Origin of the sequence: Sphingomonas sp. LHG3406-1 (genome assembly GCF_029637485.1) — a bacterium.
Lineage (GTDB): Bacteria > Pseudomonadota > Alphaproteobacteria > Sphingomonadales > Sphingomonadaceae > Sphingomicrobium.
This window is the reverse complement of the sequence record NZ_CP069128.1, coordinates 2635893-2652461: the sequence shown is the minus strand read 5'-3', so window position 1 is coordinate 2652461 and position 16569 is coordinate 2635893. Positions and strand designations below refer to the sequence as shown.

The 16569-nt window shown below is 68.1% G+C and carries 19 protein-coding genes and 1 other RNA gene; 7 read left to right on the top strand and 13 right to left on the bottom strand.

Features of this window, described 5'->3' with window-relative positions; all coding sequences use genetic code 11:
* Positions 1-31: 31 nt before the first annotated feature.
* On the bottom strand, positions 32-877 hold the full coding sequence (locus JOY29_RS12965) for a metallophosphoesterase (protein ID WP_300973957.1): 846 nt from the start codon (positions 875-877) through the stop codon (positions 32-34).
* Between the two features lie 62 nt (positions 878-939).
* Between JOY29_RS12965 and JOY29_RS12960 the strand changes: the two genes are divergently transcribed.
* Entirely contained in the window at positions 940-2010 is a 1071-nt protein-coding gene (locus tag JOY29_RS12960; protein WP_300973956.1) for a phosphotransferase family protein, read from the top strand.
* A gap of 42 nt (positions 2011-2052) precedes the next feature.
* Here JOY29_RS12960 and JOY29_RS12955 read toward each other — a convergent pair whose 3' ends face one another.
* From JOY29_RS12955 to ssrA, 8 genes are all read right to left on the bottom strand, one after another.
* Positions 2053-4185 (bottom strand): M3 family metallopeptidase, encoded by a 2133-nt coding sequence (locus JOY29_RS12955; protein ID WP_300973955.1) that lies wholly within the window; start codon positions 4183-4185, stop codon positions 2053-2055.
* 160 nt (positions 4186-4345) lie between these two features.
* Positions 4346-4894 (bottom strand): NUDIX hydrolase, encoded by a 549-nt coding sequence (locus JOY29_RS12950; protein WP_367280019.1) that lies wholly within the window; start codon positions 4892-4894, stop codon positions 4346-4348.
* On the bottom strand, positions 4891-5571 hold the full coding sequence (locus tag JOY29_RS12945) for a hypothetical protein (protein WP_300973954.1): 681 nt from the start codon (positions 5569-5571) through the stop codon (positions 4891-4893). Before JOY29_RS12945 ends, JOY29_RS12950 begins: the two co-directional genes overlap by 4 nt.
* Positions 5565-6419, bottom strand: coding sequence for a TPM domain-containing protein (locus JOY29_RS12940; protein WP_300973953.1), 855 nt, complete (start codon positions 6417-6419; stop codon positions 5565-5567). The genes JOY29_RS12945 and JOY29_RS12940 overlap by 7 nt, the downstream gene beginning before the upstream one ends.
* Positions 6419-6871, bottom strand: a complete 453-nt coding sequence (locus JOY29_RS12935; RefSeq protein ID WP_300973952.1) for a TPM domain-containing protein — start codon at positions 6869-6871, stop codon at positions 6419-6421. The genes JOY29_RS12940 and JOY29_RS12935 overlap by 1 nt, the downstream gene beginning before the upstream one ends.
* 16 nt (positions 6872-6887) lie before the next feature.
* Positions 6888-7484, bottom strand: a complete 597-nt coding sequence (locus JOY29_RS12930) for a LemA family protein (RefSeq protein ID WP_300975542.1) — start codon at positions 7482-7484, stop codon at positions 6888-6890.
* 80 nt (positions 7485-7564) lie between these two features.
* A complete protein-coding gene (locus JOY29_RS12925; RefSeq protein ID WP_300973951.1) occupies positions 7565-9661 on the bottom strand; it encodes an amidohydrolase family protein in 2097 nt (698 codons plus the stop codon).
* A gap of 55 nt (positions 9662-9716) precedes the next feature.
* Positions 9717-10122, bottom strand: a transfer-messenger RNA (tmRNA) gene (gene ssrA / locus JOY29_RS12920).
* Positions 10123-10216: 94 nt separating this feature from the next.
* Here ssrA and JOY29_RS12915 point away from each other — a divergent pair.
* The 3 genes from JOY29_RS12915 (at position 10217) to JOY29_RS12905 (ending at position 11967) form a co-directional block, all read left to right on the top strand.
* Complete coding sequence (locus JOY29_RS12915; protein ID WP_300973950.1) at positions 10217-10504, top strand: hypothetical protein; 288 nt, start codon at positions 10217-10219, stop codon at positions 10502-10504.
* A gap of 92 nt (positions 10505-10596) precedes the next feature.
* Positions 10597-11232, top strand: coding sequence for an NUDIX hydrolase (locus tag JOY29_RS12910; RefSeq protein ID WP_300973949.1), 636 nt, complete (start codon positions 10597-10599; stop codon positions 11230-11232).
* Between the two features lie 66 nt (positions 11233-11298).
* The gene (locus JOY29_RS12905) at positions 11299-11967 is read left to right on the top strand and encodes an extensin family protein (RefSeq protein ID WP_300973948.1); all 669 of its coding nucleotides are present in this window, start codon (positions 11299-11301) and stop codon (positions 11965-11967) included.
* Between the two features lie 84 nt (positions 11968-12051).
* Here the strand turns inward: JOY29_RS12905 and JOY29_RS12900 are convergent, their stop codons facing one another.
* Together JOY29_RS12900 and JOY29_RS12895 are read right to left on the bottom strand one after the other, a co-directional pair.
* Entirely contained in the window at positions 12052-12327 is a 276-nt protein-coding gene (locus tag JOY29_RS12900) for an SWIB/MDM2 domain-containing protein (RefSeq protein WP_300973947.1), read from the bottom strand.
* A gap of 79 nt (positions 12328-12406) precedes the next feature.
* Positions 12407-13213 (bottom strand): LD-carboxypeptidase, encoded by an 807-nt coding sequence (locus JOY29_RS12895; protein WP_300973946.1) that lies wholly within the window; start codon positions 13211-13213, stop codon positions 12407-12409.
* 47 nt (positions 13214-13260) lie between these two features.
* On the opposite strand from JOY29_RS12895, the gene JOY29_RS12890 reads away from it, so the two are divergent.
* Genes JOY29_RS12890 through JOY29_RS12880 form a run of 3 tightly spaced genes read left to right on the top strand, consistent with a single transcriptional unit; the run spans position 13261 to position 15516 of the window.
* On the top strand, positions 13261-14652 hold the full coding sequence (locus JOY29_RS12890; RefSeq protein ID WP_300973945.1) for a Mur ligase family protein: 1392 nt from the start codon (positions 13261-13263) through the stop codon (positions 14650-14652).
* A 10-nt stretch (positions 14653-14662) separates the two neighbouring features.
* Positions 14663-15019, top strand: coding sequence for a hypothetical protein (locus JOY29_RS12885; RefSeq protein WP_300973944.1), 357 nt, complete (start codon positions 14663-14665; stop codon positions 15017-15019).
* Entirely contained in the window at positions 15016-15516 is a 501-nt protein-coding gene (locus JOY29_RS12880; protein ID WP_300973943.1) for a hypothetical protein, read from the top strand. Before JOY29_RS12885 ends, JOY29_RS12880 begins: the two co-directional genes overlap by 4 nt.
* A gap of 75 nt (positions 15517-15591) precedes the next feature.
* On the opposite strand, the gene JOY29_RS12875 is transcribed toward JOY29_RS12880, so the two are convergent.
* Positions 15592-16143 (bottom strand): hypothetical protein, encoded by a 552-nt coding sequence (locus tag JOY29_RS12875; RefSeq protein WP_300973942.1) that lies wholly within the window; start codon positions 16141-16143, stop codon positions 15592-15594.
* Between the two features lie 200 nt (positions 16144-16343).
* The gene (locus tag JOY29_RS12870) at positions 16344-16556 is read right to left on the bottom strand and encodes a hypothetical protein (protein ID WP_300973941.1); all 213 of its coding nucleotides are present in this window, start codon (positions 16554-16556) and stop codon (positions 16344-16346) included.
* Positions 16557-16569 lie beyond the last annotated feature (13 nt).

The window sequence follows — 16569 nt, the reverse complement described above, 5'->3', positions numbered from 1 at the left end:
CGCTGCCTCATGGACGCGGCGGGCTTGTGGCTCAAGCCTCGGCCGGATCGCTCAGCACCCTGGCCTGGTGCCAGCCGTCCTCGGCGCGGCGGAACCGGGTCGGCTCGGCCGTCTCGAAGCGCGCGCCGGCCCAGCGCTTGAGGCCGATGGTGACCTCGCCCTCCGACGCCTCGATGATGTTGAAGCTCTGCTCCTCCTCGCGCAGCCGGATGGAGGTGGCGGTGCCGGCCTGGACGACCAGCGCGCCCCCTGCCCGAGTCACCAGGTCACGCGCCTGGTGGGTCGAAGCGCGATGATTGTGCCCGGCGAGCAGCAGGTCGATGCCGAGTTCGTTGACGGCGTCCAGCGCCAGCTCCTGCCGCCCGAGCGGCCGCCCGAGGATGCCGCCATCATCGACCGGCAGGGCGAACAGCGGATGGTGCGTGACCAGCAGCTTGAGGTCGCCCTTGGGCACATCGGCGAAGTGGCGGCGGACGAAGTCGATCTGCTCGGCGTTGAGCCGCCCGTCCTTGATGGTCAGCGACCGCGCGGTGTTGAGGCCCAGCACCGACACGCCGGGCAGCTGGTGCCACGGACAGAGCTCGTCGTCGATGAACCTTTTGTAGCGCGCGAGCGGCGAGAGGAAGCGGCGGATGACGTCGTAGAGCGGCACGTCATGGTTGCCGGGCACCGCCATCACCTCGTGCCCGGCATCGCGCAGCTTCTCGAGGAAGCGCCCGGCTTCGACGAACTGCTCGGTGCGGGCGCGCTGGGTGAAGTCGCCGCTGATGATGACGAGGTCGGGCTTGGCGCCGTCGACCTCCTGCAGGACGGCGGCGACGATTGTCTCGTCGTGCGCGCCGAAGTGGAGGTCGGAAAGATGAACGATACGGGGCATGGCGACACAATGCACCGGCCATGCGGCTTGTTTCGCGCTTCGCCGCGCTTAGGGTGCCCGCGATGGACCGTACCACCGCCAATACCGGCACCCGCAATGTTTCCGAGCGGCTCCGCTTCGACGAGGCGGTGCTGGCCGACTGGATGACGGCGCACGTCGCCGGCTTCGAGGGACCGCTGACCGTCAGCCAGTTCAAGGGCGGGCAGTCGAACCCGACCTACAAGCTGGACACGCCGCGCGCCTCCTACGTCCTCCGCCGCAAGCCGCCAGGCAAGACCCTGCCCGGCGCGCATGCGGTCGACCGCGAATACCGCGTCATGGCGGGGCTCGGCGGCCAGGGCTTTCCGGTGCCTCGGGTCCACGCCCTGTGCGAGGACGAGGCCGTCATCGGCACCGCCTTCTTCGTGATGGACATGGTGCCTGGCCGAATCGTCTGGGAAGCACATTTTCCCGGGCTGGAGCCGGCGGCGCGCGCCGCGCACTTCGACGCGATGAACGCCACCATCGCGCAGCTGCACAGCTATGATCCGGCCGCGGTCGGGCTTGGCGACTATGGCAAGGCCGGCGGCTTCGTCGCGCGGCAGGTGGCGCGCTGGTCGAAGCAATATCTCACCGACGTCGAGGCCGGCCGGCTGGAAACCATGGACAGGCTGGTCGCGTGGCTGGAGAAGAACCTCCCGTCCGACGAGGGCGAAAGCCGGATCATCCACGGCGACTATCGCTGCGACAACATGATCTTCGACGCGGCGGCGCCGAGGGTCCGGGCGGTGCTCGACTGGGAGCTGTCGACGCTCGGCGATCCGATCAGCGACTTCGTCTATCACTGCATGATGTACCGGATGCCGGCGGGCAGCGCGATGACCGGGCTCGCCGGGCTCGATCTCGCCGCGCTCGGCATCCCGAGCGAGGACGACTATGTCGCCGCTTACTGCCGGCGCACGGGCCGCGAGGGCATTCCCGCCTTCGACTATCTGATGGTCTTCAACCTGTTCCGGCTGGCCGCCATCATCCACGGCATCAAGGGCCGCCTCGCCCGCGGAAGCGCCTCGAGCGCCCATGCCGAGGCCACCGTAAAGGTGCTGGAACCGCTGGCCGCCATGGCCTGGGCGCAGGCGGAACAGGCGCGGCTGTAGCTGGGCGTCGTCCCGGCCTCAGCCAGGACGACGCCCCCCTTTTCAGTTCACCGGAAAGCCGCGACGCTTCAGCAGCGCCGTCACGTCCGGATCCCGGCCGCGGAACTGGCGGTAGGCCTCCGCACGGTCGGTCTGGTTGCCGGTCGACAGCAGGATGGTCCGGAAGCGCTCGGCGATCGTCTTGTTGAACGGATCGCCGGTCTCCTCGAACGCCGCCCAGGTGTCGGCGTCCATCGTCTCCGACCACAGATAGCTGTAATATCCGGCCGAATAGGCGTCCGAGCTGAACAGGTGGCCGAACTGCGGCAGGCGGTGACGCATCACCATCTCTCGGGGCATGCCGAGTTCGGCCAGGGTCTGCCGCTCGAACGCGTCCGGATCGACCTCTCCGCCGGGCTGCAGGTGCAGCTTCATGTCGACCAGCGCGGACGACAGATATTCGACCGTCGCAAAGCCCTGGCCGAAGGTGTCCGCCTTCTCGATCTTGTCGACCAGCGACTGCGGCATCGGCTGGCCGGTCTTGTAATGCTTGGCAAAGCGGCTGAGCACCGGCTGGGTCAGCAGCCAATTCTCGTTCACCTGGCTCGGATATTCGACGAAGTCGCGCTGCGCTCCGTTGAAGCCCGGATAACGCACCTCCGACAGCAGATAGTGGATGGCGTGCCCGAACTCGTGGAAGAGCGTGGACGCGTCATCGAGGCTGATCAGCACCGGCTCGCCCGGTCCCGGCTTGTTGAAATTGTTGTTGTTGCTGACCAGCGCCGGATCGCGGCCGGTGAGATCGCTCGGCAGGCGGTAGCTGGTCATCCAGGCGCCCGACCGCTTGCCCTCGCGGCCATAGGTGTCGAGATAGAACAGGCCGATCGGCTTGCCCTCGCGGGTCACCTCGAAGGTGCGGACGTCCGGGTGGAAGACCGGCACCGCGCCGGTATTTTCCTTGAACTGCATGCCGTAGAGCTGGCCCGCGCTCCAGAACATGCCCTCGACCAGGTTGTCGAGCTGGAAGTAGGGTTTGATCTCCTCTTCGCTGAGGTCGTACTTGGCCTTGCGCACCTTCTCGTTGAAGTAGCGATAGTCCCACGGCTCGACGGTGCGGACGCCTTCGCGACGGGCGAAGGGCGCCTGTTCGGCGACCTCCTGCTTCACGCGGGCGACCGCGGCCGGCCAGACCTTCATCATCAGCTCCATCGCCCGGTCCGGCGACTTGGCCATCGTGTCCTGCATGCGCCAGTGAGCATGGGTCGGATAGCCGAGCAAATTGGCGCGGTCCGCGCGCAGCTTCACGATCTGCCGGATGAGGCCGTTGGTGTCGTTGGCATTGCCGTTGTCGCCGCGGCCGACGAAGGCGTTGAACACCTTCTGCCGGAGCGCACGGTTGCTGCCGAAGGTCAGCACCGGCTCGACCGCCGAACGGGTGTTGCGGATGGCGTAGGTGCCGGCGGGCAGGCCCTTGTCCTTGGCGACGCTGGCGGCGACCGCCTTCACGTCGGCGGGAACGCCCCTCATTTCGGCCTCGCTGGCCTGGATGAACGTGCCCTCGTCGGCGAGCAGCCGGGCGTTGAAGTCGCTGAACAGCGACGCCAGCTGCTGGTTGTAGCCCGACAGTTGCTGCTTCTGCTCGGGGCTGAGCTTGGCGCCGTTGCGGACGAAGCTCTCGTAGGTGCGGGTCAGGAGGCGCGACTGCGCCGCGTCGAGACCGAGGCTGGCGCGATTGTTGTAGAGCGTCTCGATCCGCGCGAAGAGCTTCGGATCAAGCGTGATCTCGTCGCTCGCCGCGCTGAGCTTGGGGCTCCATTCCTTGTCGAGCGCCTGGATCTCGGGGGTCGACAGATTGTCGGTGTAGACACCGAAGATGGAGCCGACGCGGTCGAGCCGGTCGCCCGCCTTCTGCATCGCCTCGATGGTGTTGGCGAAGGTCGGCGCTTCGGAATTGTCGGCGATGGCGCGATATTCGCGGCGCTGCTCGTCGATGGCGAAGGTGAAGGCCTGCGGGAAGTCGCTGACCTTGACCTGGTTCCACGGCGGCACCCCGCCATAGGCGCCGGTCCAGTCGGCCAGCAGGATGTTGTCGGGCACCGCCGGAGCGGCAGCAGCCGGCGGCGCGGCGTCGGCCACGGCAGCCGGGGTCACGGGCTCAGCCGCGGGCACGGAGGCGCATCCGGCGAGCAGGAGCATGGCGGAACTGGCGAAAAGAGCAGGCTTGAGCATCAAGGAACGACCTCATCTTCGTTGCGCCGCTGTCACTGGCGGGGAATGCCGATCTCGCCAAGAGGAAGTTCGACAGACGGCGGGGCATGGCTTCCGACAATAGCGCACCGGGCTTAACCCGCGCTTGCTAAGTTGCTGATCCACCAAGAAGAAATGGCGCGAGGGGAAGCAGCATCTTGACATCCATGGCGATTCCGGCGGCGCGGCGTTCCGCGACGAAGTCCGCCAGCTCGGCCTTGGGCACGAGATGGACGATGATGTCCTCCTCGCCGGGCACGCCACCGCCCTCGCCGATCCGGCGGACGCCGTGGGCGCGGACGAGGGTGAAGCTTTCGCTGAGCATGCCGGGTGAGGCATGGAAATCGCCGAGCCTCTCGATCCGCTCGGCGGTGAAGCCCGTTTCCTCCTCCAGCTCCCTGACCGCGGTGCCTTCGATCGTGGCGCCGTCGCCATGGTCGCCGACCAGCCCCGCGGGCAGTTCGAGGCACTGGCCGCCGACCGCGGCACGCGGCTGCTCGACCAGGATCCAGCAGCCGTCATGCTCGGCAAGCACCACGACCGCGCGGATGCCGCCGACGCGGCCCGCATATTCCCACTTGCCCTTGCGCTGCGCCGTGACGAAGCGCCCCGCCCACATGGTCTCGGGCGGCAGGTCGAAATCGGGATCGCGGCTCACAGCTCGATCAGCTTGTCAGGGATTTCGTTGCTGTCGCCGCCGGTCTTGGGGAAATGGCGGGCGAGCACTTCGCCGACCTCCTCGACCGCCAGCACCAGTCCCTCGCCGGGCCTGGCGGCGCGGATCTCGGCGACCAGTTCGGCCATGGCGTCGCCCCAGCATTCGGGCGTGGTGACCTTCGCCACCGCCTCGTCGGCGACGATCTCGGCGCGGTGCTCGGCAAGGCTGAGGTAGATGAGCACGCCGGTGCGCCCGACCGTCCGCCGCTCGGCGGCGGCGCGGAACAGGGCGATGGCGCGGCGGCGGACCCGGCGGGTCTTGGTCGCGCCGGGGGTCAGCGCCAGCCGCAGCGGCCGCCACTTGAGGATCAGCAGCACGGCGAGGAATTTCGCCACTGCCAGGATCATCACGAAGAAGAGCAGCTGACCGGGGGTCGCATGCTCCCCCCAGTCGCCGAACAGCCGGTCCCACAGCGAGGCAAGGAAGGCCGTCTGCCAGGCCGCAAAGGCGAGGACGAGGATCATCGCCGCCACCGCCCAGTGCAGGGCGACGTCGTGATAGGCGTCGGATTCGCCGGACACGATGGTCAATATCTCGCCGTCGCTGCCCGCTTCGGCCGCGGCGATGGCGGTGCTGACGCGCTGGTGATCCTCGGGCGTGAGGCGAAGGCTTACCATGATCCCGACGCTCCCCCGCCGCCGAACGAACCGCCGCCGCCCGAGAAGCCACCGCCTCCCCCGAAGCCGCCACCCCCGCCGAAGCCGCCGCCCCAGCCGCCGCCACCACCCCTGCCGGAGCGGGCAGCATGGCTGAGGACATCGAGGCCCCACAGCACGACCAGCGGATCGACGCCACCCCGGCCCCGCTTGCGCTTGCCACGATAGCGACGACCGCCCGCGCGGCGGGCAAAGGAAAGGAGCACGAAGCCGACCACCATCACCCAGAAGACGACCGGGATGATGCCGGCACCGCCGGAGGAGCGCTGCCTGGACTGTTGCGCCTGCTGCTTCTGCGCCGCCTCGAGTACGGCCCGCTCTGCCACTTCGGGAGGAGCCTGGAGTTGCGCAATAAGGGCATCGGTGCCCGCCGTGATCCCACCAGGGAAGTCACCCTCGCGAAAACGCGGGATGATGGTGTCCTCGATGACGCGGTTTGAGAAGGCATCGGTGAGAATGGGCTCGAGCCCGAGGCCGACCTCTACCCGCACACGCCGCTGATTCGGCGCGACCAGAAGGATGGCGCCATTGTCCGCTTCCTTCTGCCCGATTCCCCAGCTTCGGCCGAGACGGACGCCATAGTCTTCAATCTCGAGACCGCCGAGATCGGGAACGGTCGCGACCACCAGCTGGCGGGTGCTTTGCTGTTCGAGTGCTTCCAACTTGGCGTTGAGCGCCGCTTCCTCGGCCGGCGGGATGATCTCAGCGGCATCAACAACGCGCCTGTTGTCGAGCTTGGGAAAGTCCTGAGCCGCGGCAGGCTGAACTAGCGCTAGGGCGGCGAGCCAGAGGAGAAGCAGGCGCGCCATCAGGGCGCCCGCTGTTCAAGTCGGGTGAGGCCACGATCGACCGCCTGCGCAATCTTGCCGGTGGCTAGGTCATCGCGCATCGCGGCGGCGACGGCAGCCTTGTCCTCGAGCCGTATATCCCCTTCGACCCGCACCTGACGGCTGGCCGGATCGATAAGGACGATGATGGGGCGGCTTGCTCCGATCGACCTGCCGACCGCCCAGCCTACCTGTTCCAGGCTTTGCGCCTCGTCGGCCTTCAGGACGATGAAAAGGACCGCTCGTCCATCGGCCTGCCGTTCGTGGGCGACCCGCCGATCAAGCGCGAGCTTCTCGGCCGGCGTAAGGACGCCAGCGAGATCGATGATCCGCCCGCCCCCGTCGTTCGGAGAGGATCGCTCTCCCACACCGACGGCAGGCGTAGCGCCATCACGCTCGCCTCCGCAGCCGGCAACGAGCAGGGTCCCGAGCATGAGCGCGCCGCGCACCTTACTGCGTGTTGAAGTTGATCTTGGGCGCGACGTCGGCGCCCGGGGTCACCGCCTCGAACGGAACCCTGGGCTTGGCGCCATGGATGATCCGTGCGCCGATCGCGTCGGGGAAGGTGCGGATGGTGGTGTTATACTGCTGCACCGCCTCGTTGTAATCCTGCCGCGCGATGGAGATGCGGTTCTCGGTCCCCTCGATCTGCGCCTGCAGGTCACGGAAGTTGGCGTTGGCCTGGAGCTCCGGATAGGCTTCCTGCAGCTGGCGGAAGACCACCGGCGGCGCGAGCCGCGCCTGGGCATCGGCATAGCGCTGGATGGCGGCGGGATCGGACAATTGCTCGGGCGTCAGTCGGATCGAGCCGGCCTGGGCGCGGGCTTCGGTCACCTCGCGGAGCACCGTCCGCTCCTGGTTGGCGGCGGCCTGCACCGTCGACACCAGATTGCCGTAGAGATCGACCCGGCGCTGATACTGGTTCTGCACATTCGCCCACTTGGCGTTGACGTTCTCCTCGGCGGTGGGGACCGAATTGATCCCGCAGCCGGCAAGGCTGACGGCGGCCAGCGGCGCGAGCAGGCCGAAACGACGGATGGTGGTCATGGTGCGTGGCATCCCCTCAAAGCCTCAGGTGACTTACGTAGGTGGGACACTGGCGGCTTGCAATGCCGCTTCGTCCCTTCCTACTTCGGTCGTCCGCTGTAGCCGGCCGCGGTGCGGAGCGCATCGGCGTCCATCACGACCCCGTCGCTGACCACCGTCAGCGTGCGGCGGAGCGCGCCGAGGTCGGCCGAGACGTCGCCGTCGACCAGCACCATGTCCGCTTCCTTGCCGACGGCGATGGAGCCGGTGCGCTTGTCGGCGCCGACCACGCGGGCGGGCACGATGGTCGCGGACTGCAGCGCCTCGGCATTGGTCATGCCGGCCTGCCGGTAGATCTCCAGCTCGCGGATGATCTCGACGCCGAAGCCGTCGGTGCCGGCGACGATCGGCACGCCCGCCTTGTGCAGCCGGCTGATCAGCGCGACCATGTTGGCGTAGCTCTTGCGATAGTCCTCGCGGGTATAGCCCTCGACCAGCGGATAGCCGCCCCTGCGGAAGGAGCGGTCGAGCACGGGCGAGATGATGCCCATGTAGGGCGCATAGGCCGGGTGCGGCTTTCCGCCGTCCTGGGTGAGGAAGCTTTCGAAGATGACGATGGTCGGGTCGACCACCGTCTTGCGGCGCGCCAGATCGGCGATGAAGCCCTTCATCAGCGGCGCGTCGAGGTCGACGTCCTTGAAGAACTTGGCCGGCCCCTCCATCCGCTGGCGCGTATTGGCACGGTCCAGCACGTCCTTGGGCATCGCCTCCATCACCACGAAGTTGAGGTGGGTGAGCTCGTCATAGCCGGCGGCGACCGCCTGGCTCGGCTTCATGGTGGCGGGGACGTGGCCGTGGACGTGCAGCCCGAGCCGGTGCGCCTCGGCGGCGGCGGGCGCGATCCACGCCGGATTCATCGAGGTGTAGAATTTCGCGCCCCACAGGCCGGCATCCTTGATCCGGCGCACGGCGGCGATCGCCTCGGCCTCGCTCGACACCACTTCCGATCCTTGCGCGGCGAGCGGGTCCTTCTTGTCGATGATGGCCGAGATGAAGGGCTCGCCCATTAGCAGCGCGCCCGACTTGCGGCGGCTGGTGGCGTCGGCGGCGCGGGCGATCTCGGTGCCGGGGCTGCGGAAGCTGGTCATGCCGCCGGCAAGGTTGGCCAGCACCGCCCAGTCGTCGCCGATGTGCATGTGCGCGTCCCAGATGCCGGGAACGAGCGTGTTGCCCTTGCCGTCGATGCGGCGGGCGCCGGCCGGGGCCTTCAGGCTTCCCGCCGCGCCGATTGCCTGGATCCTGCCGTTCACGGCAAGTACCGCCCGGCCTTTCAGGAACTGGCCCTGGTCGGCGTCGAACAGCTGGACGTTGTCGAACAGGACGGGCGCCTTCGCTTCGGCGGTCAGGAAGCGCGCGGCGACGTTGCGGATCTCGGCGGCGGTCGCCTCCTCCTGCGCGGCCCGAAGCAGCTTGTGCGCCGATTCGTAGCCGGCCGGCACCACCGAGATGGAGTCGACCATGGCGAACAGGCGGCGGTTCTCGTCGAGCCAGACCGGGATCGGCGAGGACAGGATGCCGCGCACCCAGGCGAGATGGACGGTCTTGGGCCCACCAGGGCCGGTCACCTGCATCGTGCGGCCGAGCGTCAGCGTCGCCTTGCCGCTCGGCAGCAGGTCGGTGCCCCTGTCCCCGGCCGCGACCAGCCGCGCGATCAGCAGCTCGTTCGACATGTCGATCCCGCCCGACGGCAGGTAGAAGGCGCCGGCCAGGGCCGAGCCGCTGTCGCTTGCGCTCTGCCAGCTGGCGGTCCCATTCGCGGTGGAGAAGCGCTCGGCGGCATCGCCGGCCAGCGTGACCCCGCGAATCTCGACGTCGAGCGGATTGCCGGCCGGATCGAGCCGCACCGTCTGGTCGGTCTCGGTGATCCAGCCGCGCAGCTCCTGCGAGTAGCGGTAGGCGATTCGGCCATCGGGCAGGGTCCAGCGCCACTGCTGGCCGTGCGTGCCCGCATCGGAAACGACGGTGAAACGTGCGGCCTCGGCCGGCGGGACCAGCAGTTGCTCCTTCGGGACAGGCTTCGACGGCGCCTTCTGCGGATCCTGGGCGAAGGCGACCGGTCCGTGCATCCCGTCCGAAGGATGGGCGAGTAGTGCCGCGGGCGCGGCGGCAATCATCAGTGCGAAGACGGCTCGGCGCATGTTCCTGACCCCCACATGGACGGAGGCAGGCTGACATGGCGCGGAAGGAAAGAAAAGTGGGGAGCTTCTGTTGCCCGGCGCTCCCCGTGCCGCTGGAATCCGATTCTGTTGCCCGGTTCGGTCCAACCGCGCTTAAGCTTTGTAACTTCTGACCGTTAGGCCGTCAGTTACGCAGCAATCGCGAGCGCCTCGTTATCGTTGGCACTTGTGAGAATGACGGTTTTACGGCCTGTCCAAGCCGGCTGGCAGCAAATCCTTTATTGCACCCGTCGATCCTGTTTCGCCCCCATCAGCAACGGCGCGCACGGGGATCCCCGCTCAAATCCATCGCGCCGCTGCTGGTGGAGGCGCCGGGGTACTGCCCCCCGGGTCCGAAATGCCTATTTCAACCTACCATCTACCAGCATAGCCGGTTGCCCGGCCCGACCGATGTAGGGGATCAACCGAAAAAATCCAAGGTCGGTGTGACGGAACCGAAAGGATCGGGCTGGCGTTTGGCGCGATCAAGCGGGTAGAAGACCCGTCGTTCACGAGAACCATAAGGGGAGTGACATCATGAAGAAGATCAGTTTCGCGCTTGTCGGCGCTGCCAGCCTCGCCCTCGCTGCCTGCGGTGGCCAGGGTGACGATTCGCTCGGCGAGAACGTCCAGGAGAATTACGAGGCGGCTGCCGACAATCTGGAGGCCATGGCCGACAACACCACCGGCGCCGAAGCCGCGACCCTCGAGAACCAGGCCGATGCCCTCGAGGCCGAAGGCGAGCGCAAGGAAGAAGCGATCGACGAAGCCGACGTCAACGCCGCGAACGGCGCTGGCGCGGCTGCTGCCGTCAACGCGATGTAAGCATCGGTTCGCGCAAGCGAACGAGGGAAAGGCCGGTGCCCGCGTGGCGCCGGCCTTTTCTTTTGCGCGATGCTTTTCCATCTTGGACGGTGATGAGCGACAGCGAGGCCATTCCCGCCGCGACCCTGGTGGTGATCCGCGACCGGGCGAGCGCCCCGCCCGAGCTGCTGATGGTCGAGCGGCCACGCACCATGGCGTTCGCCGGCGGCGCGATGGTCTTCCCCGGCGGCCGGATCGACGCGGCCGACTGGGAAGGCGCGTCCTCCCTCGAGCAGGCGGCGGCGAGGGCGGCGGTTCGCGAGACGCTCGAAGAGACCGGACTCGAGATCGCGCTCGAGGCACTGGTACCCTTCGCCCGCTGGCGGCCCGACAATGTCCGCCACCGCCGCTTCGATACCTTCTTCTTCCTCGCTCCTGCACCGCGCGACGAGGTCGAACTGACCCCGCAGCCGGGCGAATGCGAGCGGGCGCTGTGGATCGGTGCCGGGGCGATGCTGGCGGAGATCGCCGCGGGCGCAGCGAGTGCCATCTTCCCCACCGTCCGCAACCTCGAACGGCTGGCGCAATTCGCCGGCTTCGCCGAAGCGCGCGACCATGCCCTCGCCCACCCGGTCGAAATCATCAGCCCGTGGGTGGAGGAACGGGACGGGACTCGCTGGCTGACCATCCCCGCGCACCTCGGCTATCCGGTTACGTCCGAAAGGCTAGAGACCGCGCTCCGGACCTGAGCCAGCCGCCTGGCGTTCTCGATATCGATGCGCGGCGCCTTCAAGTTATTCCTTATCTTCTCGCTCGTGGCCCTGTTCGTGATCGAAGGCGCGGCCTGGATGAAACGAAACCGGTCGGACCTGCCCTGGACCGAGCTCGACCTCGCCGCCCCTCCCGGCCGCTTCACCGCCGCGAAGATCGCCGAACTCGGCCAGGATCCGCCGCGCTGCCGTGCCCTGCTCGCGGCGGCGGGCAATGACAGCCGGCCGGCACCCGACCGGCGCGTTAGCGAGACCTGCGGATATCAGGACGGGACCGCGCTCGCGCTCGGCATCACGCCGGCCCCCGCCGGTCTCGTCACCAGCTGCCCGGTCGCGGCGGCGCTGACCGTATGGGAGCGTGAGACGCAGGCGGCGGCGCAGCGGCTGCTCGGTACCGAGGTCCGCCGCTTCGTCCATGCCGGCAGTTTCTCCTGCCGCCGCCTCTACGGCAGGGAAGAGGGCGCCTGGAGCGAGCATGCCACCGCCGACGCCGTCGACATCCTCGGCTTCGAACTGGCGGACGGCCGCCGCCTTTCGGTCCTGCGCGACTGGCAGGAACAGGGGGCCGAGGGTGCGTTCCTGCGGGAAGCGCGCGATGCCGCCTGCCGCAGCTTCAGCACCGTCCTCTCCCCCGACTACAACGAGGCGCACCGCGATCACCTGCACCTCGACACGGCCGATCGCGGACCCGGAGGCTGGCGCGCCTGCCGCTAGCGGCCTGAGTCGCGCACGCGACGCATGAAAAAGGGGACCCGCCCCGGGCGGATCCCCTTCTAAGCCGTCTCGGCCTTGCGGCGCTTACGAAAGGTGCTTGGACAGGTGCTTGTTCATCTCGAACATGGTGCACTTGTCGGTGCCGAAGACCTTCTTCAGCTTGTCGTCAGCGAGGATTTCCCGCTTGTTCTGCGGATTCTGCAGGTTGTTCTTGCGAATGTGATCCCACACCTTCGACACGACTTCGCTGCGCGGAAGCGGCTCGCTGCCGACAATCGCTGCCAGATCAGGCGACGGAGTCACCGGACGCGCGAGACCGCCCCCTGCCTTACGCCCAGTCCCGCTCGATGCTTTTGCCATAAGGCCCTCCTGTTGATTTCGGAGAGGAGATAGAGCGCAAAGCGCGCCCCTCTGCAAGAGGGCGTCTAGAGAGAGCGCATCATGCGTTGCGGCAAGGAAACGGCACCACCTTGTTAAGCACGTCGTGGCCGATGTCCGCATGGCCGCCGAACGGCACGCCGGACCGCTCGCACCAGCTGCGGACGACCGCCTCCAGGTCGGCGCCGAACGGCCGGTCGTTGTCGCGCAAGGCGCAGCGGCCGAGGCGCAACTGGCGGAGCCTTGCGAAGCCGGGCTGGCTGGAGACATGGAAGAGGAAGCGGTCGATCCGGTAGATCTCCTCGTCCACCTCCTCGATCAGCAGCTCGGCGCCGTCGAAATCGGGCTCGAGCGGCGTGCCCATCAGGCTGGAAAGGACGACGAGGTTGAAGGCGAAGGCCGGGCCATCGACGCCCGGCTCCACGGCTGCGGCATCCCGCTTCACCAGCCAGGAGAGTGCACGGCGCACTGCCGCCTCGCCGCCATCGCGGAGCACGTCCTGCACCATCGGCCCATGCGCCACCGGAACACCCGCCTTGTGGAGGGCAGCAAGGACGAAACCGCCATCGCTGTAGCCGAGCACCAGCTTCGACCTTGCCGCTTCGGGAAGGTCGCGGGCGGCCGCCTCGGCGATGCGGTTGGAGCCGTAGCCGCCGCGCGCCAGCCACACGGCATCGACCGCCGGATCGGCCAGCACTTCGCGGATCGCCGCCAGCCGCTCGGCGTCGCTGCCGGCGAAGTGGCCGTCCTCGAGAAAGGATTGCGGGTGGACGGCAAGGGTCGCGCCATGCTCGGCGGCAAGCGCCTGCACGCGCTCGGCCGCCTCCCGCTTCAACGGGCAGCTCGGCGCTACAATTGCGATCCTCATGCCATGCTCCGTTGCCACTCGCCGCGGCCCTCAATAGGGCGGTCGGCATGACGGGTTCCAGCACCTTCTTCTGCGGCATCGGTGGCAGCGGCATGCTTCCCCTGGCCTGCATCGTCGCCGCCAAGGGCGGCAGCGTCGCGGGTTCCGACCGCGCGCTCGACGCCGGCCGGCTCGCCGCCAAGTTCGAATTCCTGAAGGCGCAGGGCATTGCCCTCTTCCCGCAGAACGGCAGCGGCCTCGCGCCCGGCATGACCCTGATCACCTCGGCCGCGGTCGAGGAGACCATTCCCGACGTGGTCCGGGCGCGGGAACTCGGCCTTGCCCACCTCACCCGCCCGCAACTGCTGAGCCAGCTCCTCAACGCAGCCGGGCGCAGCGTCGCGGTCGGCGGCACCTCGGGCAAGTCGACCGTCACCGGGATGATCGGGTGGATCCTCCACGCCCTCGATCGCCGCCCGACGGTGATGAACGGCGCCGTGATGAAGAATTTCGTCTCCGCCGACACGCCCTTCGCCAGCGCCCTCGTCGGCGACCCCGGCCTGTTCGTCAGCGAGGTGGACGAAAGCGACGGCTCGATCGCGCTTTACCGGCCAGGCGTCGCCCTGCTCAACAACGTGTCCCTCGACCACAAGGAGATGGACGAGCTGCGGGCCCTGTTCGGCGGCTTCCTCAGCGCGGCGGGCACGGCGGTGGTCAATTTCGACGATGCGGAAAGCCGGGCGATCGCCGCCGACGTGCCCGGCGCGGTCGGCTACGGCTTTGACGCTTCTGACGCCCAGGTTCGCGGCAGCGACCTTGCCCTCGACGCGCGCGGCTCGACCTTCACCGTGGCGAGCGGCGCCGAGCGCACCACCGTCACTCTGCCCCTGCCCGGCCGCCACAATGCCGCGAATGCGCTCGGTGCCCTTGCCGCGGTGCAGGCCCTGGGCGTGCCGCTGGCCGAGGCGGCATCGGCCCTCGCCTCCTTCGCCGGCCTCAAGCGGCGGCTGGAGACGGTCGGAACGGCCGCGGGCGTGACCGTCATCGACGATTTCGCGCACAATCCCGACAAGATTTCTGCGACGCTGGCGACCCTCGCCGCCGGCCCTGGACGGCTGCTGATCTTCTTCCAGCCGCATGGCTATGGCCCGCTCGCCAAGATGGGCGAGGAGCTGAGCGCCACCTTTGCCGGCGGCATGCGGGCCGACGATCTGCTGTTGCTGTCCGACCCCGTCTACCAGGGCGGGACGGTGGACCGCTCGCGCGGATCGGACTGGCTGGCCGACGCGATCGTCCGCGGCGGCGGCAAGGCGGAGCATGTGCCCGAACGGACCGCGATCGGCGCTCGCCTGCTCGCCGAGGCTGGGCCGGGCGACACCATCGCCATCCTCGGTGCGCGGGACGACACGCTCAGCGAGTTCGCCGCCGATCTTCTCCGGAACCTCGGCAACCGCGGCTGATTGAGGGGCGATGACCAACGGCTGGACCCTCGACCCCGATGAACGCGAGGCGCTGCTTCGCGACCACCCTCCCCGCTACGCCCGGGTCGTCGCGCACCACGTCACCCTCGATGTCCGCCTCAGCGAGCCGCCGCAGGACGTGCGCGCCGCCGTGCTCGGCTCGACCGACGACGACCAGGGCGTGGAGGCTTTGGTGGTCAGCATCGACGGCAGCGTCGACCGACCCGACGGCTCCATCTACCACATCACCTGGTCGCTCGGGGACGGCCGCTCGGCCAGGGAGAGCAACGACGTGCTGAGGGAGCGCGGCTGGAAGGAATGGGATCATCCCGTGCCGCTCACCCTCAAGCCCGCCCGCCTGCGGTGAGCAAATCGAAGCTCTTCCTCGATTGCGACGGCGTCCTCGCCAACCTCGACGCTGGCGTACAGGCTCTCCTCGGAAGCGATGCCCGGAGCTTCGAGGCACTGCACGGCAAGGGCGAATTCTGGAAGCGGCTGGCGCGCGCCAGCGACTTCTACGCCACGCTGCCGAAGATGGCGGATGCGGACGAGCTTTTCGATGCGGTGCGGCACCTCGAGCCGACGATCCTCACCGGCCTGCCGATCGGCAAGTGGGCCGCGCCGCAGAAGGTGCGCTGGGCCGCCGAGCATTTCCCCGGCGTTCCGATCATCACCTGCATGGCCCGCGACAAGCACCGGCACATGGCCGGCGCCGACGTGCTGGTCGACGACAGCGAGCGGCACATGGCGGCGTGGGAGCAGGCGGGCGGGATCTACATCCTCCATCGAAGCGCGCGCGACAGTATCGCGCGGCTTGCGGAGATCTATCCGAGCGTGAGGGCGTCAGCATCATCCCGGCCCTGACCGGGTCCCGCTTACCTGCGTTCGACCTTGGCGCTGCGAAGGGCTGACCCCCGGGTCAGTCCCGGGGTGACATGATCAGGCCGCCGCGGCGACGTCCACCTTCTCGACCCACTCCGGCCAGAACACCGGCTCGCGGTTCGACCAGCCTGGCGCGGTGGCCGCGCTTTCGCTGATCGACTGCAGCAGGGTCCGGCGACGGTCCGGATGCAGGTGCGGGAGGGCCGACGCGGCGCAGAAGGCCGCCGGCAGCCAGGCCCGCGCCCCCGCACCGAGCAATCGCTCGTAGAGGAAGCGGTAGGCGGCGAAGTTCGGGATCCGGTCCTGGCCCAGATCGAAGGCGGTCAACGTGATCAGCAGGCCCATGAACGGGTCGATCGTGTCGAGCCCACTGTCGTCCGGAACCTGAAGACGGAGCGCTTCGAGCTGCTTGTAGAGCCGGCCCTGCGCCCGGATCGAGGCGGCTTCGCCCTCGTCGCGCGCCCAGCATTCAAGCGCATCGCGACGACCGAACGCGATGTCGAGGCTGCGTCGGATGTAGCGCTGCGTGGCCTTCGGAAAGCCCGCGAACTCCTTCATCTCGCTCAGCAGCAACGCTCCACCGGCAGGCTGCGTCGAACGCGTCGTCATGCTCCCAGCTCCTTTAACTCCGGGAGGAACATTGACGTATCAAGCGTTGCAAATCGCTTAACCATCGGCCCATCCCCGGTTCATATTGAAACTGGTTCCGGAGGCGATTGCACGGGAATTTCTCGTGAAGATTCAATAATCCGCCTGCTGTCGCAATCCTGCAACGCAATGATCATCTCACCTTGACCCAGGGCATTGCCCTAGGACGGGAAGCCAGAAGACGGCACCGGCTCGTCGTCACAACCCGGCTGCGAAGACGAAGGCGGGTCGGAGGCGTCCATCGACTCGTCGCTGCCGACATCGACCTTGGCGTCACCGTCCGAAGGATTGTGGCGCAGCCTCTTCTCCAGCTCGCGGTCCGGATCATTCGAAAGAACCGGAGGCGGCGTGCTCGTATCGGGACGGTCGGTCATTCGGGGCAGTTCC

What these genes read in the sequence shown, in the direction of transcription:
- JOY29_RS12910 (WP_300973949.1), top strand. Translation starts at nt 10,597, where the DNA reads ATGAGCGACAGCGAGGCCATTCCCGCCGCGACCCTGGTGGTGATCCGC.
- JOY29_RS12935 (WP_300973952.1), bottom strand. Translation starts at nt 6,871, where the DNA reads ATGCTCGGGACCCTGCTCGTTGCCGGCTGCGGAGGCGAGCGTGATGGC.
- JOY29_RS12940 (WP_300973953.1), bottom strand. Translation starts at nt 6,419, where the DNA reads ATGGCGCGCCTGCTTCTCCTCTGGCTCGCCGCCCTAGCGCTAGTTCAG.
- JOY29_RS12960 (WP_300973956.1), top strand. Translation starts at nt 940, where the DNA reads ATGGACCGTACCACCGCCAATACCGGCACCCGCAATGTTTCCGAGCGG.
- JOY29_RS12890 (WP_300973945.1), top strand. Translation starts at nt 13,261, where the DNA reads ATGACGGGTTCCAGCACCTTCTTCTGCGGCATCGGTGGCAGCGGCATG.
- JOY29_RS12870 (WP_300973941.1), bottom strand. Translation starts at nt 16,556, where the DNA reads ATGACCGACCGTCCCGATACGAGCACGCCGCCTCCGGTTCTTTCGAAT.
- JOY29_RS12885 (WP_300973944.1), top strand. Translation starts at nt 14,663, where the DNA reads ATGACCAACGGCTGGACCCTCGACCCCGATGAACGCGAGGCGCTGCTT.
- JOY29_RS12955 (WP_300973955.1), bottom strand. Translation starts at nt 4,185, where the DNA reads ATGCTCCTGCTCGCCGGATGCGCCTCCGTGCCCGCGGCTGAGCCCGTG.
- JOY29_RS12895 (WP_300973946.1), bottom strand. Translation starts at nt 13,213, where the DNA reads ATGAGGATCGCAATTGTAGCGCCGAGCTGCCCGTTGAAGCGGGAGGCG.
- JOY29_RS12945 (WP_300973954.1), bottom strand. Translation starts at nt 5,571, where the DNA reads ATGGTAAGCCTTCGCCTCACGCCCGAGGATCACCAGCGCGTCAGCACC.
- JOY29_RS12925 (WP_300973951.1), bottom strand. Translation starts at nt 9,661, where the DNA reads ATGCGCCGAGCCGTCTTCGCACTGATGATTGCCGCCGCGCCCGCGGCA.
- JOY29_RS12915 (WP_300973950.1), top strand. Translation starts at nt 10,217, where the DNA reads ATGAAGAAGATCAGTTTCGCGCTTGTCGGCGCTGCCAGCCTCGCCCTC.
- JOY29_RS12875 (WP_300973942.1), bottom strand. Translation starts at nt 16,143, where the DNA reads ATGACGACGCGTTCGACGCAGCCTGCCGGTGGAGCGTTGCTGCTGAGC.
- JOY29_RS12965 (WP_300973957.1), bottom strand. Translation starts at nt 877, where the DNA reads ATGCCCCGTATCGTTCATCTTTCCGACCTCCACTTCGGCGCGCACGAC.
- JOY29_RS12930 (WP_300975542.1), bottom strand. Translation starts at nt 7,484, where the DNA reads ATGACCACCATCCGTCGTTTCGGCCTGCTCGCGCCGCTGGCCGCCGTC.
- JOY29_RS12900 (WP_300973947.1), bottom strand. Translation starts at nt 12,327, where the DNA reads ATGGCAAAAGCATCGAGCGGGACTGGGCGTAAGGCAGGGGGCGGTCTC.